Source organism: Moraxella catarrhalis, from assembly GCF_001632285.1.
Lineage (GTDB): Bacteria > Pseudomonadota > Gammaproteobacteria > Pseudomonadales > Moraxellaceae > Moraxella > Moraxella catarrhalis.
The window spans coordinates 166570-189774 of the sequence record NZ_LWAH01000014.1; the positions used below are offsets into that span (position 1 = coordinate 166570).

The following is a 23205-nucleotide window of genomic DNA, read 5'->3' on the forward strand; positions in this document are numbered from 1 at the left end:
ATTAAATGTTTCGTTCACAAATTTCTTTGTGCTATGGTAAAGTATTGAGCTATTTTAACTTGGGTATTGTTTTTTAACAATACCAGAATTTGTAATTTTCAGCTATTTTTTATAACATCTATATTTTGTATAACATAGCTAAATCTTATGGTTTAACGGCAAAAATTAGTTGATAGTTTGATAGATAGCAAAACAATCAGATGCTTGACAATTAGGTTTAAAATTGTTATAGTAAAATCATGGGGATGTTCTGGCTTCGACGCTGGTAGCGAAACCTAATGATGCATGTCAAGAGCGTGTGACTCTTGTAAATCAACATACATTTAAAATAGTCGCAAACGACGAAACTTACGCACTAGCAGCTTAAGGGCTGCTTAGGACGGCACAAATTGCCTTTGGTTTGGTTGCTCTCCTAGATGCGAATGCACAAAGGATAGCCAAAATTAGCGTTGCGATGATTTTGGCGAAATTCTTAGCAAATCGTCCAATCCATCCTGACTGTCGGTTCGGTGCGGATTAAAGCCATAGACAGAATCTAAGCATGTAGATTCATAGATGTAGTACTGGCGGACGCGGGTTCGACTCCCGCCATCTCCACCATTTTAACAATCATCAAAAATCATTAAGTATTTTTAAGCGCCATAAATCATCATAAAAGCCTTGTAAATCAAGGCTTTTTTATTGCTTATTATATTATATAAAATCATGTTGTATCATACAATTTCACACACATTTACACACAGCCACACACAGGATTACCGCACCAATGCTCACTGACAACATACAACAAGTTATTTGATATCTCAAATGGCATGATACAGTGTTATATGATATTAAGTGCCAAACCAACATAAAACCAAAAGAAAAATCACCCAAGCAGACGGCTGGGGTGATTTACAGTGTCATGAATAAACAGTCATTTGCCTATCATTCGTCTGATGTCATTGATATGTTTCTTGTTTTTGCCAAAGAAGTGATATGCTTTTTTTAGTAAGCGTAATACTTTGGTCAGTTTACTTTCGGTAAATGAAGCTTTGCCATCTGGAATGATGACAACATTTCCTGACTCATCAATCGTGCGACGAGCATTATCATCAAAGCCTTTGCTCTCGCCAAGCTCATCGGTATTTTCAGAGACAATGCGTACAATTTCTTGTTTTTCTCTCAAGGGTGTAGTTTCAAACAATTCTGCCAAAGTTACATCCAGCTCTTTGATGGCAGCATCTTCAACCTTATCTAAGTGATGATGCAATTCAATAAACCATGGATCATAATCTGCAGATTCTAGTTGATCAAGCTCATGACGAATCGGCAATGGATAAGGCAAGCTTTTATAAAATTTCCAAAAATTGATGGTTCTTAGGTCGGTTTTTAAGATATATTCATTATTTTTGGTTTCGGTAATAAAATCATTACTGACAAGTTGGTCTAAATACATACTCCATTTGGGCAGCTCTTTGCGACCCAGCATGCCACGAAGTTCATCTTCGCTGACAGCTTCACCATTTTGATAGCGCTTATATGTTAAATTAAGCATATCTAAAAGGCTTAATAACGGATGGCGAACGGGCACCTCTTTGGTATCAAAAATGGTCAATGTATAACTGATTTGAACGCCTAAAAGAATCAAATTCCAAGAAATATATAGCCACAATAAGAAAATTGGTAGGGCGGCAAACGCACCATAGATGGCTTCATAGCTGGTAAAATTGGTCATCACAGTACCAAAAACCTGCTTGATACTTTCAAATAAAATGGCAGTAACAATGCCTGCGATGGCAGCATTTTTTATGGGAACTTGGGCTTTGGGGATGAACCAATATAATAAAATAAAGCCACAAGTCATCAATGCCAAAGAAACCAAATATGCCCAAATACCCCAATCAATGCCATAACCTGCAATTTGACGATTTAAAAAGTCCATACTTTGGATAGCACTTGAGGCACCAAATGCCACACCCAAAATCACCGGGCCTAAAGTGATGATTGTCCAGTAGCGTATAATGCTGGCAGCACCGCCTGAGCGTTCTTGGACACGCCAAATCTTATTAAAAGCATACTCAATGGTATTTAAGGTCATGATTGCGGTAACAAATAAACCTGCTACCCCCACAAGTCCTAAATTACTAGATTTTTCAGCAAAAGAACGAATATATCCTGCTACTTGCTCACTGGCAGTCGGGAATAAATTGGCAGAGATGGTTTGTTGAACTTGTTCACGCAAACCCTCAAGTGCAGGCACGCTTGAAAAAATCACCAACACCACCGTTAATATCGGAACTAAGGCAAGTAATGTGGTATAAGTGAGACTGGCGGCTTTTTGCTGAGTATCGTCATCAATAAAATGGCGAACAAGTAAGCGTAAGTACATAAACCAAGCATGATGAGCAAAGGGGAGTTTGTTTAAAAAATTTGTCATAATATCCAAGTCAAATATTTATCACTAAATATCGCATTAGTGTAACAAATATTGCGACATATTACAGAAAAAGTTTTGTACAATTATGTATCAAAGTTTTGGATAGATAAAAAATCTTGAATATCAGATGAGATTTAGACATTTTTTATACAATAATCATCGGTTTATTGTTATAAGCCATCTAAGCGATAAATTGTGCTATAAATGTTCAACACGCCCTAATAATATTGCTATAATGTGGTCATCAATTTACCTGTTTTTTAAGCGATGAATCAAAATGATGGATAATTTATGAAGATACCTTATATTTTGGTATTGTATGACACCAACCAAGATGCTACCAAAAATTTGGCCTATCTGATTGCCCAAGGCATTCATGATGCTGGTCTTAGGGCAATGATTCGCCGAGTGCCCAAGGTGTCAGCTGTCAGTGAACAGTCGCATCCTGCCATCCCTGATGAGGGTGATTTGTATTGTACAGCAGATGATCTAAGGGCATGCTCGGGATTGGCAATGGGCAGTCCGACACATTTTGGAAATATGTCAGCAAGTTTGAAGTATTTTTGGGATAATACCGTTTCAATTTGGCTTGCAGGGGATTTGCAAGGTAAGCCTGCTTGTGTTTTTACAACTTCAGGTTCAATGCACGGCGGTCAAGAAAGCACACTGTTAACAATGATGATGCCACTGTTGCATCATGGTATGCTTTTGATGGGATTGCCCTACGCTCACCCTGAGCTATCGGTGACAGTCCGTGGCGGAACACCGTATGGTGCCAGCCATGTCTCAGGTGTTAAGCATCAGCATGTCATGACCGTAGATGAACAAGCTCTTGCCATCGCTCAAGGTGTGCGTTTGGCGACACTGGTCAAACAGTTGCAAGCAGACAGCTTATGAAACAATCACAAGCACTCAGACGCATTAAGCCCATCAAACCTGTACATCAAGCTTTGCGTATTACTTGGTATGCTTGGATTTTTATGACTTTGGTGGGATATCCTGTTGCTGTGAGCCTAACCACAGATGCCTCACTGTGGGCAGGTATGGGCGTTCAAAGTTTGGTACTGGTGCCAGCTGTGATATTTGCCCCGACGATACATCAAGGAAAATCACCTTATGCACTCATGTGGGTTAGTATGATTATGTTAATTTATTTGGGTGCATCAGGTGTATTGACATTACTTCGTATTTACGAACAATCGCCAAAGGCAGTTGCAGCAGCCGAATTAATCGAGTTTTTGTTGCTACTTACTATCAATAGCCAATTGCTCATCTTATTAAAGCGTCTGCCTGCCATGCATACTAAGCACACCCACCCAAAATAAAATTTACAGCATGCTTATTTTGGTATTTGTCATAAAACATAAAAATACCCATTAAAAAGTCAGGTTGTTGCATTTTTCAAATAAGAGTTTGCCAGTTTTTATGCAAAAAATGGATTAAAATGGTAAATTGCCATCAATATCAATCACAGATGATTAAGGTGTTAATACTAGGTGCATCCAACAGACCGTCAATGACTGTTATGGTTTGTTGCCTTAATTGATCTTGGTAAGCTCCATGAATATCACTTTACCATCAGCAGTTTGGCTGACCTTGACAGGCAGATAATTTAAGCTTGGTGCTAACCAAAAGCTGGTTGCACGGTTTTGGTCATCGTGGATACGGTCAATGCGTACCGTATCATAAGTTCCTGCAGGTACAGTAATTTTACCATGGCCAGCACGACGAAATTTGGTCGTCTCTATTTGGTCACGCTTGACAAGTTGATATGAACCATTAAATTTGCCATTAATCAGCTCTTGGCGAATTTGTGTCTCCAAACTTAAATCATCATAAGCTGGCTTTGGCATGGCTAAAGTAACAGTTTTGCCTTTATAAGTGCTGACTGCTGATTTATTGGCACGATTAAAGCGTACACTGTGAGTATTACCAATGCCCAAAATGCGTGCAGACATCATTGAAGATTGTGGGATAATATTACCATTAACAAGGCTAAAACGGGCTTCTTGGCTTAAGGTTGCAATCCCTGCCGCTCGAGCATTGACAGTATAGCGATAATTGTTGCCAGTTTTGGTGAGTGTGCGTGTGGCTGTGCCCGTTTTGCCATCAGCACTGACACGATAAGTCGCCAAATAGCCTGTTAAATCTGCTGCCATCGCTGTCGCTGACAATCCGCCTAAAGTCATTATTAAAACCGCCGTTAAGTTTTTTCTCAAAATTTGCTCCAAAATATCTACCAAGGATTGATGACATCTTAAACACATCTGTTTTGTACCTGCTTGACAGATAAATTTAATTCATCATCTTGGATGATACACATAAAAGACCATAGACATAAGATAATAGGGCATTCATCATATTTTATCAACAAATTTGGCGAATTATCTTACGGTTAATATATCTTACGGCTAATAAAAATTAATGGCATACTAGTTGGGATTTTTGATGGTCAATCATTATGAAATAAAAAAATTAAAAAAATGGCTTGAAATTTATCACTGCGACTCCAAAAAGCAATCACAACTTTTTAATTTTCCTCTTAGTAAATTGATTAACGGAGTCATTATGAAAATTCGTCCATTGCATGACCGCATCGTTGTTCGTCGTACCGAAGAAGAACAAAAAACAGCTGGCGGTATTTTACTACCAGGTTCGGCTGCCGAAAAACCGCAACAAGGCGAGGTGATTGCCGCAGGTAATGGTTTAGTGCGTGAGAATGGCGAGGTTCGCCCATTGGATGTTGCAGTCGGTGATGTGGTGTTGTTTGGTCAATATTCAGGTCAAACAGTCAAAGTTGATGGTGAAGAGCTATTAATTTTAAAAGAAAGTGATGTCTTAGGTGTACTTGAGGCTTAATTGTCAGAGTTTGGTTTACTTTAGACCATGTTAACAAAGTTGGTCTAAAAAATTAAATTCTCATTCATTCTTATATTTAATTATCTTAAATTCATAAACTAAAAATCAAAAAATCGGAGTAAAGAATGGCAAAAGATGTAAGTTTTGGCTCAAATGCCCGCGAAAAAATGATTGATGGTGTTAACATTTTGGCGGATGCTGTCAAGGTTACCCTAGGTCCAAAAGGCCGCAATGTGGTGATTGATAAATCATTTGGTGCGCCGACCATCACCAAAGATGGCGTGTCAGTTGCCAAAGAGATTGAACTTGAAGATAAATTTGAAAACATGGGTGCACAATTGGTGCGTGAAGTCGCTTCTAAGACCAATGATGTGGCAGGTGATGGAACAACAACCGCAACAGTACTTGCTCAAGCCATCTTGGTTGAGGGCATGAAAACGGTTGCTGCAGGCATGAATCCAATGGATCTAAAGCGTGGTATTGATAAAGCCGTGCGTGCCGCTGTTGAAGAAATCCGTGCTATCTCGACACCTGCTAATGACCATAAAGCGATTGCTCAAGTTGGCTCAATTTCAGCAAACTCAGATGCTACCATTGGTGAGCTTATCTCCAAGGCAATGGAAACGGTTGGCAAACAAGGCGTTATCACAGTTGAAGAGGGTTCAGGTTTTGAAGATGCGCTTGAAGTAGTTGAGGGCATGCAGTTTGACCGTGGCTATATCAGCCCTTACTTTGCCAATAAACAAGACAGCTTGACTTGTGAATTTGACAATCCATTTATTCTTTTGGTCGATAAAAAAATCTCAAATATTCGTGAGATTGTGCCACTACTTGAAAAAGTGATGCAAACCAGCCGTCCGCTATTAATCATTGCTGAAGATGTTGAAAATGAAGCATTGGCAACATTGGTTGTCAATACTTTGCGTGGCGGATTAAAAACTTGTGCGGTTAAAGCGCCAGGTTTTGGTGATCGCCGTAAAGCCATGCTTCAAGACATTGCAATTTTAACAGGTGGCGTGGTTATCTCAGAAGAAGTGGGCTTAAGCCTTGAGACTGCTGAGATTGAGCATTTGGGTACTGCCAAAAAAGTAACCATTGGTAAAGAAAACACCGTCATTGTTGATGGTGCAGGTGATAAAGCCAGCATTGAGGCGCGTGTAGAGTCAATTCGTCGTCAGGTTGAAGAATCAACTTCTGACTACGACAAAGAAAAACTTCAAGAGCGTGTGGCAAAACTATCAGGCGGTGTTGCAGTCATCAAGGTGGGTGCGGCAACTGAAACTGAGATGAAAGAGAAAAAAGACCGTGTAGACGATGCACTTCACGCTACCCGTGCTGCTGTTGAAGAGGGCGTTGTGCCTGGTGGCGGTGTTGCACTTGTGCGTGCTTTGTCTGCACTAAGCGACCTAAAAGGTGATAATGAAGACCAAAATGCAGGCATCAATATCCTACGCCGTGCGATGGAAGCACCACTTCGCCAAATCGTCAGTAACGCAGGTGATGAGGCTTCTGTAATTGTTAATGAAGTTAAAAATGGCTCTGGTAACTACGGTTATAATGCTGCATCAGGTAAGTATGGCGATATGCTTGAAATGGGTATTTTAGATCCTGCCAAAGTAACCCGTTCAGCATTAGAACATGCTGCTTCTGTCGCAGGTTTGATGTTGACCACTGAGGTGATGATTACCGATAAACCAGCACCAGAAGCACCAATGCCAGCAGGTGGTATGGGTGGTATGGGTGGTATGGGCGGTATGGGCGGTATGATGTAACCCAATCGTTCACTGAATGACCATCAACTTAACTATCCCCAAAAGCATTTGTCTTTTGGGGATTTTTCGTATTTTAAATAACTTGATATGATGGTCATGATATTCTTTTATGCCTTAAATCAAGATATTTTCAAGGCATCATTGAGCAAATTACCAAAAATCAGCTATAATAGAATCATTTATTATTGAGTATGGATAGATATGGCAATCGTTCACCCACAGATTAACCCTGTTGCTTTAGACTTGGGCATGATAGAGCTGCATTGGTATGGTTTGATGTACTTATTTGCTTTTGTGGTGGCCTATTTTTTGGCATGGGTGCGTACCAAATCCCGAACAGATTTTACCCCTGAGATGGTTTCGGATTTGGTTTTTTTTGGTTCGGTGGGTGTGATTTTAGGTGGTCGTATTGGCTATGTACTTTTATACAATTTTGGTGAGCTGATTGCTAACCCTTTATATCTTTTTCGAGTATGGGAAGGGGGCATGAGTTTTCATGGTGGATTTGTGGGCGTGTTGCTTGCCATGTGGTATTTTGCACATAAATATAAAAAAGCACCCTTTACGGTACTGGATTTTATCGCACCCTGTGTACCAACAGGCTTATTTTTTGGGCGAATTGGGAATTTCATCAATGGCGAGCTTTGGGGACGAATCTCATACGCTGATGTGTCACATTTGATGTATTTCCCGCAGGCTGCCCGTGTAGATTTTGAGATGATTCAGGCCAACCCAGCTTTACAAGATATTACTGCTAATATCGGAGGTTATTTGCTTTTGCCACGCCATCCTTCGCAGCTTTATCAGGCAGCAACCGAAGGGATATTATTATTTGTGGTGCTTTGGTGGTTTAGTGCCAAACCAAGACCCCGCTATGCCGTCTCAGCAGTTTTTTTATTGGTTTATGGGCTAAGCCGATTTATCACAGAATTTTTCCGCCAACCTGATGTAGGCTATGCACTGATTTTTGGTTGGATGAGCAAAGGGCAGCTGTATAGTTTGCCAATGATTATTGCAGGTGTGGTTTTAATGGTGATGGCGTATCAAAAACAAATCTATGACTGGAATAAAATAAAATGAAGCAATATCTTGAATTATTACAACATATTTTAAACCATGGCACTGATAAACAAGACCGCACAGGTACAGGCACGCGTTCGGTATTTGGTTACCAGATGCGTTTTAATTTGGCAGAAGGTTTTCCATTACTGACGACCAAAAAAGTACATATGAAGTCCATCATTCATGAGCTTTTATGGTTTTTAAAGGGTGAAACCAATACAAGCTATTTGACCGATAATCAGGTGACAATTTGGAATGAGTGGGCAACAGCAGAACAAACAGCTCGTTTTGGCAGAGCTGAGGGCGAGCTTGGTCCTATTTATGGTCATCAATGGCGTAATTTTGGTGCAAGCAAAAAAAGCGATGGCAGTTATCATGATGATGGTTTTGACCAGATCGCTTGGCTGATCAATGAGATTAATACCAATCCAAACTCACGCCGACTGATCGTCTCAGGCTGGAATCCTACAGAGGCTGCCGAGGTTGCATTGCCACCGTGCCATACATTATTTCAATTTTTTGTCAGTCAAGGCAAATTATCTTGCCAGTTATATCAACGCAGTGCCGATGTTTTTTTGGGCGTACCTTTTAATATTGCCAGTTATGCTTTGTTAACACATGTGGTGGCTCAGGTATGCCATTTGGATGTTGGGGAATTTATATGGACAGGTGGCGATACGCATCTTTATCAGAACCATTTTGAGCAAGTGAAATTACAGCTTAGCCGTGAGCCATTGCCACTTTGTTCATTGCGATTAAATCCCAAAGTTCGGAGTATTTTTGAGTTTGGTTTTGATGATATTCAAATCGCAGATTATCAGGCTCATCCAGCGATTAAGGCACCAGTGGCTGTATGATGGAGAATATTCAACTTGTGCATGTGGTTGCCATGAGCCAAAATCGTGCGATTGGAAAAGATAACCAGTTACTTTGGCATATTCCTGATGATCTGCAGCATTTTAAGCGTATCACTCACGGTGGTGTGATTGTCATGGGACGCAAGACTTTTGAATCTTTGCCGAATTTATTGCCCAATCGTACGCATATTGTTATTACAAGACAACCCATTGGCTATGAAGGTGCGGTGATGGCTCATTCACTACAAGATGCCATTTTACTTGCCAAAGCTTATGCACATGCAAAACAGCAGAACAAAATCTTTATCATCGGCGGTGGCGAAATTTATCATCAAAGCCTAGAGATGGCGGATGTGCTTGAGATTACTGAAGTTGATACGGTCATTGAAGGGGATGCATTTTATCCTGATATTGATGAAAAGTTCATAAAAACAGATGAAACTAAGACTTTTTATTGTGATAAAAGCGGATTTCAATTTCGCTTTTGTACTTGGCAAAAAGTTTTAACATAGCGTAAAACCGATCTATTTAACCGCCGCTTAACTGATTTTAAAAGGGACATACCATGCAAAACGCTCCTATTGTTATTATGACGGCCGCCATGCTGACGGCTTGTAGCCAGCAATCGACCTATCAAACCGTTAGTGGCGAAACCATGGGTACAAGCTATCATATCCGTTTTGACTATGCAGATCATTTAAGTGATACAGCAAGTATCCAAGCTGCTATTGATGAGCGTTTGCAAGCGATCAATGACAGTATGTCTACTTACCAAGAAAACAGCACCATCAGCCGCTTTAATCGCCTGCCTGCAAAGACAGATCTTGTTATTGATGATGATTTTATTCAGGTATTGACTGATAGCCAAACCGTCTATCAATTATCCCATCGGGCGTTTGACCCAACAGTATATCCTTTGGTTCAGCTTTGGGGGTTTGGTGGTCAGATGAGCATTGAGCGTTTACAATCACCACCAACAGAAGATGACATTGCCAAGGCTAAGCAATGGGTTGGGCTTGATAAAGTCACACTCAACGAGCAGAAGCTTAGTAAATCCATTGACGGCGTAGGGCTTGATTTTTCTGCCATTGCTAAAGGCTATGCGGTAGATGTGATTGCTAATACATTACATCACGATTATGGCGTGGTCAATTATATGATAGAAATTGGTGGCGAGGTAGCAACTTTGGGCGTTAATGATAAAGGCGATCCTTGGACGCTTGGTATCGATGCACCCATTATTGATAGCGGTGTCAAAAATCGAACCGTACTCACCACCTTAACCCAACCAATCGGTGAGCCGATGCATTTGGCAACTTCAGGCGGTTACCGCAATTCAATAGAATATGATGGGGTGCGTTTTAGTCATACCATCAACCCAGTAACAGGATGGCCTGTGGCAAATAATGCACCCAGTGTCACCGTGCTACATGATACAGTTGCATTGGCAGATGCTTGGGCGACGGCATTAACAGCACTGCCTTATACCGAAGCGTTGGCACTTGCTAATGCTCAAGGTCTGATGGCGATGTTTGTGATAGAAAATCCAACCAAAACAGGCTTTGATATTGTGCAAACAGATGCCATGCAACAAAAATTTGCCAAATAGATAGCCTGCATTGCATGGCAATGCATTTTGAACTACAATAGCCTAAAGCAATGATTTTGAATGTGTCATTTTTATTAATTTATTCATCAGATCAATAAAAATACAGTCCAACGATTAAAAATTTAAAAAGGTTTCAGATGGCTAATTTTTCACCCAGTATCAACTTTGCCAAACGCTGGCTTGCCACGCCTTTTAAGGCTCGCACAGTGATTTATCAGGAATTAGATGATATTATCAATTTACTGGATAATGAGCTTTTGGTTAAGGATTTTTGTTTTCGGCACGCAGATTTTAATGCTGCTATTACCCAAGAAATGCACAAAAATAGCAACACACAGACCAATCGCTTGATTCATACCATCGAGACAATATCACTGAAAGATGACGATGAAGTTAAAGTTATCCAATCGCCAAACTTTGATGAGCTTGAAGCTCGGCTGACCCATAATTTATCAGTTCAGATTGATGAGTTTTTGGGTGAGCATATGGCTCAGCTTTCTGAAGATTTGCGTGCCTGGGTTAAAATGGCAGTACGGCATGAGCTGGCAAATTATCAGTCCGAAGAAAAACTATCTCAAAACTAACTTGTTGCAATAAAAATGACTAATTTTGGTAAATAATCCATTAACATACGATAGAGAAATTTATGAGCAACAACAGCCATTGTAGTGATATTATTATCGTAGGGGCAGGACCAGCAGGGCTTGCTTTTTCAAGATTTTTTAAGGGTAGTGATGTGCGTTTGACGCTGATTGAAAAATCATCATTAGCCGCTTTACAAAACCCTGCCTATGACGGCCGAGAGATTGCCTTAACCAATACTTCCAAAGAAATCCTACAAAATCTGGGCGCTTGGCAAAGATTTGCCCCTGATGAGATTTATCCTTTAAAAGATGCTAAGGTGTATAACGGTAATTTAAATTACGCTCTGCATTTTCAAGTACCTAAGTTAATGCACAGACAGCGTTCGCTTGACCGATTGGGTAATTTGATCTCTAATCACAACATCAAAAAGGCGTTGTATGATGAAGTGGCAACGATGGATAATGTCACGCTCATCACTGATGCAACTGTCACTGATGTGAATACAGATGACACCAAAGCCTGCGTGACTTTGATGAATGGCAAGCAGTTGTATGCAGATCTTGTGATTGCTGCCGACAGTCGCCTATCTGGCATGCGGCGTATGCTTGGCATTGGGGCGCACATGCATGATTTTGGTCGTACGGTGATCGTATTTCGAGTCACTCATCCGTTATCAAATCATGGCACAGCTCAAGAATGCTTTTTGTATGGCCGCACTTTGGCACTGCTGCCGCTGAACGAAACCATGACAAATTGTGTCATTACGCTAGATAATACACAAGCAGATGAGCTGTTAAAGATGACTCCAGAGCAATTGGCTCACGAAGCTCAAAGAATGTTTGGCGATGGTTTTGGTACATTTACGATTGCAGGTACGGTACATCATTATCCACTGATGGGCGTTCATGCACATAAGTTTCATGCCAATCGGGCAGCACTCATTGGTGATGCGGCAGTCGGTATGCACCCTGTGACTGCACATGGCTATAATTTGGGTCTGCAGAGTGCCAATACTTTGGCACCACTGATTTTACAAGCACACCGCCGTGGCTTGGACATCGGCTCAAATCACCTACTATCTATGTACAATCGTCGCCATCAGGCACATACCAGACCTTTATATCATGGTACGAATGCCATGGTAACCGTATTTACAACAGATACGCTGCCCATGCGTACGGTGCGTGATATGGCGTTGCGTCTTAGTAATAACTTCCCCCCAGTTAAGCATTGGATTGCCAAACAGTTGGTAGGCTAAACTATCAAATTCTATCCATTATCATAAATATTTATGATAAATATTAATCAGGTCAAAAGTATTTATTTTGACCTGATTAATGATAAGTAAAGCAAATGATATATGCAATCATATGCACTTGAATAATATTTCATCAAATCACAGTGTTAAAAATAATCATGTATCAAGTAATGAGTGATAACATTTTATTTGATAGTTTGATGAACAATTGACAAGATTGTTAAGACATAATACGAAATTTTTTGATAAAACCCAAATTTTGTAGAAAAAATTTGGATAGCTTTGACGATTAAAGTGTTCAGCCGTGATTATTTTTTGTGCGATACGCACGAGGGTGGGCATGGTCATATACTTTCGTCAGTGCGCCAAAATCAACATGCGTGTATATTTGGGTGGTGCTGATATTTTGGTGGCCAAGCATCTCTTGAATGGCACGCAGATCACCGCTAGATGACAGTACATGAGAGGCAAAGCAGTGGCGTAATAGGTGCGGATACATATTAAGCTCAATGCCCGCCATGGTGGCGCATACTTTTAGGCGAAGCTGTATCGCACGCGTGCTAAGACGAGTGCCGTGACGCTCACTGATAAACAACGCTTTACAATTTTTCTTTTGCCATAAGTTACGATGAGGCAAGTAGTCTTGAAGAGCAATCATGGCTTTTTTGCCCACAGGGACTTGGCGAGTTTTGTTGCCTTTGCCCAACACCCGTACGATGCCAGTATCAAAATTAACATCGCCCATATTTAAGCCTGCCAGTTCAGATAGGCGAAGTCCACTACTATACATCAGCTCAAACATTGCTTTATCGCGTATCCATAGATATGCTTTGGCTGTATCTTCAGGCGTTTTTTGGTCAAGCAGTTGCTTTATGAGCAGCTCATCAGCGACAGTGGGCAGTTTTCGGGGTGCTGATTTGATTTTATAGCCTGTTGTGGGGTTAACTGCGATAACACCTTGCTTGATTAAAAATTGATAAAAAATCCGAATGGCAGATAAGCTAAGCTTGGCACTGATGGGTTTTATTTTTTCTTCTTCTAAGCGAGTGCTAAAAAATCGAGTTAAATCTTGGCGACGGCAAGCCAAAGGATCGCCGCCAAGATAGTTATCAGACTCCAAAAAATTGAAAAACTGTATTAAGGCTGTTTGATAGGTTGTGATGGTATGCTTAGAGTAATTTTGTAGTCTTAGCTCATCACACCAAGATGATAAATAGCCCCAAGCAGGTGAGCTTGGATCTGATTGATGGCTAGAATGAGTGGGTGCGATGAAATGCGATAATCTGCTCATCAGTAAACATCATCTGCATTTGGGTCAAGCTTAATGCCAGCCGATGCCGCCAAACCATCTGGACTAAATACGCCTTCATACACAAAGGCAGTTGGCCCAGTCATGATGAGTGAGTAGCCATCTTGCCAACGAATTGCCAAACTCCCGCCATATAACTGGGCACGAATATCCACCCCTTCATCTAGCCAGCCCTCCCGAATACCTGTCGCAACAGAAGCACAGGCACCTGTACCGCAGGCTTGGGTTTCACCAACGCCACGCTCATAGACACGAATTCGCACATGACGCTGATTAATGACTTGAACGAAATTGACATTGACTCTTTCAGGAAATGCTTCGTGTGATTCGATGAGTTTACCCAATCTATCGACATCGGCATCCAAGACATCATCGACCTTGATGATTGCATGCGGATTACCGATGTTGGCGACATAAAGCTGAACAGGTATGCCATCGACATCCAAGCGATAGGCGCGCCCAACTTTGGTGATGGTCTTTGGGGTAAAAGGAATTTGGTCAGGCTCAAACTTGGGCTTGCCCATATCTACTTGCACCCACCCATAGCGATTGGTGCTTAGGATGATGATACCGCTTGAGGTTTCAACTCGTAAACGCTGCTTAAAAGATAGTTTTCTGGCTTGTACAAATGAAGCAAAACATCGAGCACCGTTTCCACATTGGGACACCTCAGAACCATCTGCATTAAAAATCCGATATTTAAAATCAATATCTGGGCGACTTGGTGGCTCAACAATTAATAATTGGTCAAATCCTACCCCAATCCGTCGATCGGCAAGTAGGCGAATTAATTCGGGAGTTAGTGTCATGCGTTGGGTAACCAGATCAATCACCATGAAATCGTTGCCCAGTCCATGCATTTTTGTAAATTCTATGAGCATTGGCCTGTCCTTATTTTTAGTTATATCATTTGTATCTTAACATGAAAACAGCGTGGTGGCTAATGATTTTATGGAGTGATTGATGAAAAATCACTGATAATATTAAACAGTATTGATTTGGTTTTGTGGATAAAATTTCAAAAATTATTAAAAAATTAATTAACTAAATATCTTAAATAAGCCATAAAAACTTGTGGCATGAACGCTTGTAAGTAGATAATAAAAATGCCCTGAAAGTTTCAGAGCATCTGCGATGGGTGTGATTTAGATGAGTTCATCTTTCCACAGATCATCTAACGCTTCACGCTTACGAATCAAGCGATGAGTGCCATGATTGACCATCACCTCGCACGGTCTTGGGCGGGTATTGTAGTTACATGCCATACTAAATCCATATGCACCTGCACCTGTGACGGCTAGGGTATCGCCAACTTGTAAAGATAAAATGCGATCTTTGCCTAAAAAGTCGCTGGATTCGCAGACTGTACCAACCACATCCCAAGTTTTGGCAGTATCCCGACTAAGCTTAGCGGGAATGATTGCCATCTGTGATTCATACAGTGCTGGGCGAATCAGCTCACTCATTGAAGCATCAACGATGGCAAAGTTTTTAAATTCGGTGGGCTTAAGCACATCCACAGTTGTCAAAAGTACGCCAGCATTTGCTACCAAGCTGCGACCTGGTTCTAAGTACAATTTTAATCCAAGCTGTTTTAAGCGTGGGAGTAATACCGTTGCAACTTGATCAATGCTGACAGGATTTTCATCAATATAGCGTACGCCCAAGCCACCACCAAGATCAATGTGCTGAAGCTTGATACCCTTATCGGTCAAGGTATCTATCAGCTCAATCAATTTATCCAACGCATCAGAAAAACCATCGGTATCTAGTAGCTGTGACCCGATATGGCAATCAATACCGACAATCTTAAGATTTGGCAAATGATGTGCGTACACATAGGCAGCCACCGCTTGTTCATGACTGATGCCAAATTTATTATCTTTCATGCCAGTTGAGATATAAGGATGAGTTTTGGCATCCACATCTGGATTAATACGCAGTGAAATGCGTGCGATTTGGTTTTGGCGACCTGCTACCTCATTAATGGTATCAAGCTCACTTAGAGATTCTACATTAAAGCAATGAATATCTGCTTTGAGTGCATATTCAATATCATCAGCCGTTTTACCAACACCAGAATACACGACCTTTTTGGCATCGGCAACTTGAAGCACACGAGCCAGCTCGCCTTTGGAGACAATATCAAACCCTGCACCTGCTTTAGCCAGTGTTTTTAGGATGGCAAGATTTGAGTTGGCTTTGACGGCATAACAAATTTGATGGTCAATGGCATCAAAGGCATCAGTGTAGCTTTGATAATTTTCTAAAAGTGTACGCTGTGAATATGCATATAAAGGCGTGCCATAGATTTCTTTGAGTGTGTGAGTGTTGATACCATCAAAATGTAAAGTGCCATCAATATACTCAAAATGCGGTAAAGCATTTGCCAAAGCTTGGGGGTCAATATACAGTGCACCATCTTGATGATGGCTGACTGGGCTAAAAGTCATAACATTATCCTAATTTTAATAAAAAATAGCCGATATAGTTTTAGTAGTCATTCATATCATCGCTGATGGGTGTCGGCTCAATCACGGGCGTACTTTCATCGGGTAGATATAATGAACCTTTTTGACCACAAGCTGAAAGCAAACTTATCATTAAAGATAAACCAAATAAGTATTTCATCATATTCATAAATCATCAAATCCATTACTGTACTTGGGCAGGCAAGCCAAATTTTAGATTAAACAAAGTTGCCCATTTGCTGAATATTTTAGCACAACACCCAAGGCTTGGGCGATCAATTAGACCAAATATGCTAAAAATTGGTATGCATTTTTGCCAAATTGGTTGGTGGATGTGAATTTGGCTCACTTAAATGGATTGCGTTATTTATCAATGGTTATGAGTGCATATTTTTCAAAAAATTATATTTAAAATGATATTTATTGCTTGACAAGAAAGATGGTACAGGTTGATTTATTAGGAATTTTAAGATAAAATTTCTTGTTCACAGTCAACACAATAGACGCAATACATCAAGGAGCGTACATGAGCTTAGCAAATCCCACTTTGGTTCTAAATTGTGGTTCTTCATCCATCAAATATGCCCTTATCAGTGAAGATGGTGGGAGTCGCATTGAGGGCTTGGCAGAAGGCTTGGGTAATCCTGAAGCTCGCATTAAGCATAAAAATTTAGAGGGTGAAGCGACGATTATTGACATTCCAAATGGTGTTCATGCTGACGCACTGAAAGTTATCTTAGAAGATTTGATTAAAGCGCATAAGCCTGTGGTTGTGGGTCATCGTGTGGTGCATGGTGGCGATAAATTTAAATCTGCTACCGTGATTGATGAAGAGGTGTTATCAACCATTGAAGCATTGACAAGTCTAGCACCGCTACATAATCCTGCCAATGCTGCAGGTATCCAAGCGATTAATGCCATTTATCCTGATTTACCACAGGTAGCAATTTTTGATACGGCATTTCACCAAACCATGCCTGAGTATGCCTATCGTTATGCAGTACCAAAAAATCTGTACAATGAGCATCAAATCCGCCGTTATGGGTTTCATGGCACTTCGCATGCGTTTGTTTCAAATCGTGCCAGCCAGCTTACTGATGCCAAAGGCGTACATGGTTGGGTGGTTGCCCACTTGGGTAATGGCTGCTCTGCTACCGCAGTTTATGATGGTAAAAGCTTAGATACCTCAATGGGTATCACACCGCTAGAAGGGCTGATGATGGGTACACGCTCAGGGGATGTTGATCCAAGTTTGCATATTCATCTAAATCGTACATTGGGCTTATCATTAGACGAAGTTGACACCTTACTCAATAAAAAATCAGGTTTGCTTGGCGTATCAGGTATCTCAAATGACATGAGAAATCTTGAAGCTGCTGATAAAGAGGGCAGTGCAGATGCTCGTTTGGCACTGGACATGTTCGCTTATCGTACCGCCAAATATCTCCTAAGCCTAACTGCAGCATTGCCTGAGTTTACAGGCATCGCCTTTACAGGTGGTGTGGGTGAAAATGCTGTTGAAATGCGTGCCGATATTATCAAGCACCTAAAACATTTGGGTGCAAAAATTGACACCACTAAGAATGATAAGTTGATGCGTGGTGCTGAAGGCAGTTTCCATGCCGAAGATTCATCGATTGAGCTTTGGGTGATTCCTACCGATGAAGAATACCAAATCGCCAGCGAAAGCCGTGCGGTCTTGGGATTATAATTTGTTATAAATACTTAACTAACCGTTCAAGCAGTTGAGCGGTTTTTGTGTTAATACCAATCTATCATATATTTATTAAGGGTACATATGAAAGCACTGTTATTGATTCCGACATTTGACGCTCCAAATTTTTCATCCATCGTAGAAAATTTTGCCAAAAGCATTGGTGCAGCTTACATTGCACCATTTGATAGTGAAGGCGATAGCAAGCTTAGAGTAGCAGTCACTGAAGGTCGGCTTGATGAGATGCTTGAAAAAGTAGTTGCTGCCCAAAGTGCAAAGCTGACGGTTGTTGAAGGTTTGGCGACTTTACCAAATACGCCTTATGCCAGTTTGGTCAATCGTGATTTGGCAAATGGTCTGGATGCCGATGTATTATTTGTCAGCCAAAATGCTGAAGAGCTTGCAGTTTTTGCTGCTGCGTTTGGCGGTCTTAAGTCTGAGCGTGTGCTGGGTGTTATTGCAGCAGGCGTAGATGAATTTGGGGTAACTGTATGGGCAACGATTGATGGTGAGCAGTTGACAGTTGATGAAGAAGTTATCAAAAACTATCAAGCAACAACAAGAGTCAAAAAACTCTCACCATATGCGTTTCGCAATCAAGTTGTCCAAAAAGCACAAGCCGCCAAAAAACGCATTGTACTGCCAGAAGGTGATGAGCCAAGAACCATTGAAGCTGCTGTAATTTGCCAGAGTCGTGGCATTGCTCAGTGTGTCTTATTGGGTGAACGCACCAAGATTGAAGCGGTAGCAGCAGAGCGTGGCGTGGTATTACCAAATGATATTGAAATGATTGACCCTGCCAGCATTGCTGAAAAATATGTTGCCCCCATGGTAGAACGCCGTAAGGGTAAAATTGATGAAGCTGGGGCAAAGCAAGCATTACAAGATACGGTAGTTTTGGGTACGATGATGCTACATATGGGCGATGTTGATGGTTTGGTATCAGGAGCGGTTCATACGACTGCCGACACCATTCGCCCAGCGTTTCAATTGATTAAGACAGCACCACAGTACAGCTTAGTTTCTAGTGTCTTTTTTATGCTCTTGCCTGAACAAGTCATGGTTTATGGCGACTGTGCGGTCAATCCAAATCCAACCGCAGAACAGCTGGCAGAGATTGCTATTCAGTCTGCCAAATCAGCCAAAGCCTTTGGCATTGACCCAAAAGTTGCCATGATCAGTTACTCTACCATCGATTCAGGTTCAGGTGTTGATGTTGATACTGTTAAACAAGCTGTACAAATCATTCGTGAAAAGTCGCCAGAGTTAAAAGTTGATGGTCCATTACAATTTGATGCCGCAACTGTCAAAAATGTCGGTAAACAAAAAGCACCAAATTCAGCGGTAGCAGGTGAGGCAAATGTCTTAATTTTCCCTGATCTAAATACAGGTAACACGACCTATAAAGCTGTTCAACGCACAGCTGATGTGATCAGTGTTGGTCCGATGCTCCAAGGCTTGAATAAGCCTGTCAATGATTTATCTCGTGGGGCTTTGGTAGATGATATTGTTTATACAATTGCTCTGACTGCAATACAGGCCATTGATGAATAACCTTAAGATTTGATTGGCACTGTGGATACAACACAAATCAGTTATTGGCTTAAGCGATATTTCAGATATCGCTTAAGGGTTGGTAAAACAAAGATGGTGATTGATTGTTTAACAACAGTGAAATATGGCATGATTTTTCTTGCATATTTTTAAAAATCATCGTATAATGTTTTAATATCTATTTCTTGCCATCTATTTTATTATCATATTTATGCTTAATATTGAATGATATCGTATTAATATTAAGTAAATTCTCAACGGAGTAAGCTCATGCAAGTATTATCATCGCTGAAATCTGCTAAAAATCGTCATGAAGACTGCCAAATTGTTCGCCGTCGTGGTCGTACTTTTGTGATTTGTAAGTCAAATCCACGCTTTAAGGCTGTACAAGGCGGTAAAAAGAGAAAATAAGCTAAATAACCCAATAATCAGCCTAAATCATTGATTTGATTAATTATTAGGTTGTGTTATTTTAGTAGATTTTGATGAACAGTATTAAATTAATACTGTTCATTTTATTTTGTGCGATTATTTTTTGCCAACGATTACCATTCTCTGCGAAATACCCAATCATTTTCATTGCTGACACTGGGGGCAAAATAATAACCATCGGTATCAAAATATTTTAAATCTTCAACATCTTGAATCTGATGCTTAGCGGCATAATTGACCATCAGTCCGCGTGCTTTTTTGGCATAAAAGCTCACAACTTTATAACCATCATTTTTTGCATCTTCAAAGCGAGGGGTAATGATACGCCCTTGAATTTGTTTGGGGTGAACAGCACCAAAATATTCTTGAGAGGCTAGATTAACCAAAATACCGTCTGATTGCTTTAAATGCTGATTGATTTGATCAGTAATTTTATTGCCCCAAAATTGATAGAGATTATCTGCCTGCTTTGTCTGAAATTTAGTACCCATTTCCAGTCGATAGGGTAATATTAAATCCAGTGGCTTTAATAGACCATATAGCCCTGATAAAATACCCAATCTATCATCTAAATAATTAATTTGGTTTTCGTTGAGATGATACGCATCCAAACCTGTATAGACATCGCCAGCAAATAAATAAATGGCAGGTTTGGCATTTTCATCAAAGGGATAAGCCCAGTGCTGATTGCGAATGACATTAAGCTCGGCAATCTTGGCAGAGACGCCCATCAATTCTTGCAGGTCAATCACATCATAGTTTTTTAAAGTTTGCATTAGTTGAGCAGCTTGCTCAATGAATCGAGGGCTGCTATAAACTGTATGAGATGGTAACGGAACAGCAGTCTTTTCATCTAAATTTTTGGCAGGAGATAATAAAAAAAACATAATCGGCTCTTATTTATGATTAAATTGTCTATGAACAAACTACCAAACCTATACCAAAAATGCAAATTTAAAAAACAAGATTTCATTTTTGGATATCCAAAAGGCAGGCATCGCCGATAAATCAGATGAAATTTTATTTGGCAATTTTACAAATTTTAGTATAATCAAAATGGCGTAGTTTTGTATCTTTGATTTTTATGATGAAAAAGGAATGATGATGACAATTGTGACGGATTTTTTAATGGTCCATGATAAGCGGCGTATTGCAATCATTACATTAAACCGACCTGATGCACTCAATGCGCTCAACTTGGAGATGGTGGCAGCCATTCAAGCGTGTTTAGATAAATGGGCAATTGATGACAGTGTGGCTGCGGTGTTGCTTTGTGGAGCAGCAGATAAAGCATTTTGTGCAGGTGGCGATATTCGTGGTTTATATCATGGCTATAATCCCAAGATTTTCCCAAATCCAACTGCCAAGGCGTTTTTTTCTACAGAATATGCCTTATGTAAACAAATAAAAAGTTATACAAAGCCTATCATCGTTTGGGCGGATGGTATTGTCATGGGTGGCGGTATGGGCTTGGCAGTCGCATCAAGTCATCGCATTGTCACGCAAACCACAATGATGGCAATGCCAGAGATTAGTATTGGGCTGTTTCCTGATGCTGGCGGTTCTTATTTTTTAAGGCATATGCCCAATAAGATCGGTTTATTTTTGGGTTTGACAGGTGCAAGAATTAACGGTACAGATGCACTTGCTTTAGGTGTGGCAGATTTTGGTATGGCAAGTGATGATTTTGATGTGTTAATACAAGTGCTGACCACTGCCGATTGGTCAGACGATGCCACCAAAAATCATCAGATGCTCAATGCACTGCTTGGTCAGTTGCATCATAACCACACTCTACCAACAGGGTGGCTTTTGCCTCATCGTGATGAGATTGAGCGTATGATGCAGCAGGCGGGTGACTTGGCAGCATTTGATACACTTGCTAGATTGGGTTTTAACATTGAATATATTCAACAGGCATTTAAAACTTATATCGCTGGCTCACCGACATCGGCGGCGATTACATGGCATATGGCAAATCAAGTGGAGAATATGAGCTTTGATGAGGTGATGGATTTAGAATATATTGTTGCAATTCATTGCTCGCATAATGGCGAATTTGCTGAAGGTGTGCGTGCATTATTGATTGATAAAGATAAAAATCCGAAGTGGCAATATACGCCAGATAGCCTGCCTGATGGCTATATCAAAAGCCATTTTAAAGCTTGGTGAAAGCCGTATTTGTCTTAGGCAACCTACCTTTGATGGCTGTGATAAGATAATATTAAGCCATCAAAGGCAGGTATGCTCCCACTTAACTCAATTATAATGATGGATTTAGCAGACGATGAAGAAAGTGAACAATCAGATTTGGTTCAATGGCAATTGTCGCTACTACGCCAAAGACTGCACCAAAAAGATGTGCTGAGTGGTTGATATTTCCGCCATCTCGGCGGTCAGCCCAAATACTATAAGCCACATAAGCAATCGCAAATACAATCGCAGGAATGGGTAGGACGGCAAATAAATACAGCGTATTCCAAGGGGCGAATAAAATATAAGCAAATAAAACAGCACTGACCGCACCTGATGCACCTAAGCTTGAATAGTAAGTATTGTTTTTATTGCGTGCATAAGTAGGTAGCATCGCAATAATAATCGCCAAAATATAAAAACCCACAAAGCCCAAATTGCCAAATTTATCAATATAAAACCGTTCAATCACACGACCAAAAAAGTACAGCGTAAACATATTAAACAGTAAATGCATGCCATTGGCGTGGATAAATCCATGAGTAAGCAAGCGGTCATATTGACCTTTATTGACGGCAGGTGGATAAAAAATCAATCGCTCAAGCAAAGGTCTAGATTGCCATGCGGCGATACTGATGATGACAGTAATGATAATAATGACAGTTGTGTGATTCATGATATGTGTTTGCATTGATTGATAAATACACGCTTAGTCTAGCAGATTTTTGGTAAAATGCTTAGCCTTTGTACGATTTTATGGCTAATTTTAATAACAAGTGAATAAAAACTACCAACTTTTTGGTAAATTTGATTTTAAGTATAAGTGGTTCATGTAATTTATATGCCAAAAAGTATGTGCATAAAATCAATCAAATGGTTTATCTGTCAATTTGATGAGTGGGTATTGAGGGTTTTTGCTTCATGATTAAAATCATTGAGAATTAATTACTATCATAATTACTATAATATTACAGATATGTAAATAAAAAACCATTCATCATTTACTTTTGTAATTGCTTAATTTTTTTTGAGCGAATAAAAGGCGGTTTTGTTTATCAATTGTTGCCAGCGCTTTTAAGTTGCCATAAAATCAGTCACAATAGCGTTATAA

21 protein-coding genes, 1 other RNA gene and 1 pseudogene are annotated in these 23205 nt (G+C 40.3%); 15 read left to right on the top strand and 8 right to left on the bottom strand.

Going from position 1 to position 23205, the window contains the following annotated elements; genetic code table 11:
• Nucleotides 1–241 precede the first annotated feature (241 nt).
• Nucleotides 242–600: a transfer-messenger RNA gene (gene ssrA / locus A4U55_RS06070) on the top strand.
• 316 nt (nt 601–916) lie between these two features.
• Here ssrA and A4U55_RS06075 read toward each other — a convergent pair.
• On the bottom strand, nt 917–2419 hold the full coding sequence (locus A4U55_RS06075) for a YhjD/YihY/BrkB family envelope integrity protein (protein WP_003658502.1): 1503 nt from the start codon (nt 2417–2419) through the stop codon (nt 917–919).
• A 291-nt stretch (nt 2420–2710) separates the two neighbouring features.
• Here A4U55_RS06075 and wrbA point away from each other — a divergent pair, with 291 nt between their 5' ends.
• Together wrbA and A4U55_RS06085 are read left to right on the top strand one after the other, a co-directional pair.
• Nucleotides 2711–3316 (top strand): NAD(P)H:quinone oxidoreductase, encoded by a 606-nt coding sequence (gene wrbA, locus A4U55_RS06080; RefSeq protein ID WP_003666686.1) that lies wholly within the window; start codon nt 2711–2713, stop codon nt 3314–3316.
• Entirely contained in the window at nt 3313–3744 is a 432-nt protein-coding gene (locus A4U55_RS06085; protein WP_003657726.1) for a hypothetical protein, read from the top strand. The genes wrbA and A4U55_RS06085 overlap by 4 nt, the downstream gene beginning before the upstream one ends.
• 213 nt (nt 3745–3957) lie before the next feature.
• Here the strand turns inward: A4U55_RS06085 and A4U55_RS06090 are convergent, their stop codons facing one another.
• Nucleotides 3958–4608, bottom strand: a complete 651-nt coding sequence (locus A4U55_RS06090; protein WP_003657727.1) for a DUF3108 domain-containing protein — start codon at nt 4606–4608, stop codon at nt 3958–3960.
• 376 nt (nt 4609–4984) lie between these two features.
• Here A4U55_RS06090 and A4U55_RS06095 point away from each other — a divergent pair, with 376 nt between their 5' ends.
• The 8 genes from A4U55_RS06095 (at nt 4985) to ubiM (ending at nt 12421) form a co-directional block, all read left to right on the top strand.
• Nucleotides 4985–5278, top strand: coding sequence for a co-chaperone GroES (locus A4U55_RS06095; protein ID WP_196758387.1), 294 nt, complete (start codon nt 4985–4987; stop codon nt 5276–5278).
• Nucleotides 5279–5403: 125 nt separating this feature from the next.
• Nucleotides 5404–7050, top strand: a complete 1647-nt coding sequence (gene groL / locus A4U55_RS06100) for a chaperonin GroEL (protein ID WP_063454121.1) — start codon at nt 5404–5406, stop codon at nt 7048–7050.
• Between the two features lie 201 nt (nt 7051–7251).
• The gene (lgt, locus tag A4U55_RS06105; protein WP_003657730.1) at nt 7252–8130 is read left to right on the top strand and encodes a prolipoprotein diacylglyceryl transferase; all 879 of its coding nucleotides are present in this window, start codon (nt 7252–7254) and stop codon (nt 8128–8130) included.
• A complete protein-coding gene (locus A4U55_RS06110) occupies nt 8127–8969 on the top strand; it encodes a thymidylate synthase (protein WP_003658496.1) in 843 nt (280 codons plus the stop codon). Before lgt ends, A4U55_RS06110 begins: the two co-directional genes overlap by 4 nt.
• Entirely contained in the window at nt 8966–9481 is a 516-nt protein-coding gene (locus A4U55_RS06115; protein ID WP_003674168.1) for a dihydrofolate reductase, read from the top strand. The genes A4U55_RS06110 and A4U55_RS06115 overlap by 4 nt, the downstream gene beginning before the upstream one ends.
• A gap of 53 nt (nt 9482–9534) precedes the next feature.
• Nucleotides 9535–10578, top strand: a complete 1044-nt coding sequence (locus A4U55_RS06120; RefSeq protein WP_003657734.1) for an FAD:protein FMN transferase — start codon at nt 9535–9537, stop codon at nt 10576–10578.
• A 137-nt stretch (nt 10579–10715) separates the two neighbouring features.
• Nucleotides 10716–11162, top strand: coding sequence for a hypothetical protein (locus A4U55_RS06125; RefSeq protein ID WP_003657735.1), 447 nt, complete (start codon nt 10716–10718; stop codon nt 11160–11162).
• A gap of 62 nt (nt 11163–11224) precedes the next feature.
• Nucleotides 11225–12421 (top strand): 5-demethoxyubiquinol-8 5-hydroxylase UbiM, encoded by a 1197-nt coding sequence (gene ubiM / locus A4U55_RS06130; RefSeq protein ID WP_003657736.1) that lies wholly within the window; start codon nt 11225–11227, stop codon nt 12419–12421.
• Between the two features lie 298 nt (nt 12422–12719).
• Here ubiM and xerA read toward each other — a convergent pair whose 3' ends face one another.
• The 4 genes from xerA to lptM form a co-directional block, all read right to left on the bottom strand.
• Nucleotides 12720–13712, bottom strand: a complete 993-nt coding sequence (gene xerA, locus A4U55_RS06135) for a site-specific tyrosine recombinase/integron integrase (RefSeq protein WP_003669827.1) — start codon at nt 13710–13712, stop codon at nt 12720–12722.
• A complete protein-coding gene (dapF, locus tag A4U55_RS06140; RefSeq protein WP_003657738.1) occupies nt 13712–14611 on the bottom strand; it encodes a diaminopimelate epimerase in 900 nt (299 codons plus the stop codon). The genes xerA and dapF overlap by 1 nt, the downstream gene beginning before the upstream one ends.
• 264 nt (nt 14612–14875) lie before the next feature.
• Nucleotides 14876–16183 (bottom strand): diaminopimelate decarboxylase, encoded by a 1308-nt coding sequence (gene lysA / locus A4U55_RS06145; protein WP_003657739.1) that lies wholly within the window; start codon nt 16181–16183, stop codon nt 14876–14878.
• Between the two features lie 40 nt (nt 16184–16223).
• Nucleotides 16224–16361 carry an LPS translocon maturation chaperone LptM gene (gene lptM, locus A4U55_RS08850; RefSeq protein ID WP_226889934.1) on the bottom strand — a complete coding sequence of 46 codons (138 nt, stop codon included), beginning with the start codon at nt 16359–16361 and terminating at the stop codon, nt 16224–16226.
• A gap of 366 nt (nt 16362–16727) precedes the next feature.
• Here lptM and A4U55_RS06150 point away from each other — a divergent pair, with 366 nt between their 5' ends.
• The 3 genes and pseudogenes from A4U55_RS06150 (at nt 16728) to ykgO (ending at nt 19880) form a co-directional block, all read left to right on the top strand.
• Nucleotides 16728–17912 (top strand): acetate/propionate family kinase, encoded by a 1185-nt coding sequence (locus A4U55_RS06150; RefSeq protein WP_063454122.1) that lies wholly within the window; start codon nt 16728–16730, stop codon nt 17910–17912.
• A 258-nt stretch (nt 17913–18170) separates the two neighbouring features.
• Nucleotides 18171–19469, top strand: a pseudogene (gene pta / locus A4U55_RS06155) (phosphate acetyltransferase); the annotation flags it as partial.
• Between the two features lie 270 nt (nt 19470–19739).
• Nucleotides 19740–19880 (top strand): type B 50S ribosomal protein L36, encoded by a 141-nt coding sequence (gene ykgO, locus A4U55_RS06160; RefSeq protein WP_003657744.1) that lies wholly within the window; start codon nt 19740–19742, stop codon nt 19878–19880.
• Nucleotides 19881–20014: 134 nt separating this feature from the next.
• On the opposite strand, the gene yaaA is transcribed toward ykgO, so the two are convergent.
• On the bottom strand, nt 20015–20788 hold the full coding sequence (gene yaaA / locus A4U55_RS06165) for a peroxide stress protein YaaA (protein ID WP_063454124.1): 774 nt from the start codon (nt 20786–20788) through the stop codon (nt 20015–20017).
• 217 nt (nt 20789–21005) lie between these two features.
• Between yaaA and A4U55_RS06170 the strand changes: the two genes are divergently transcribed.
• Nucleotides 21006–22073, top strand: a complete 1068-nt coding sequence (locus A4U55_RS06170; protein ID WP_227513435.1) for an enoyl-CoA hydratase/isomerase family protein — start codon at nt 21006–21008, stop codon at nt 22071–22073.
• 91 nt (nt 22074–22164) lie between these two features.
• On the opposite strand, the gene A4U55_RS06175 is transcribed toward A4U55_RS06170, so the two are convergent.
• Complete coding sequence (locus A4U55_RS06175) at nt 22165–22770, bottom strand: rhomboid family intramembrane serine protease (RefSeq protein ID WP_003669821.1); 606 nt, start codon at nt 22768–22770, stop codon at nt 22165–22167.
• Nucleotides 22771–23205 lie beyond the last annotated feature (435 nt).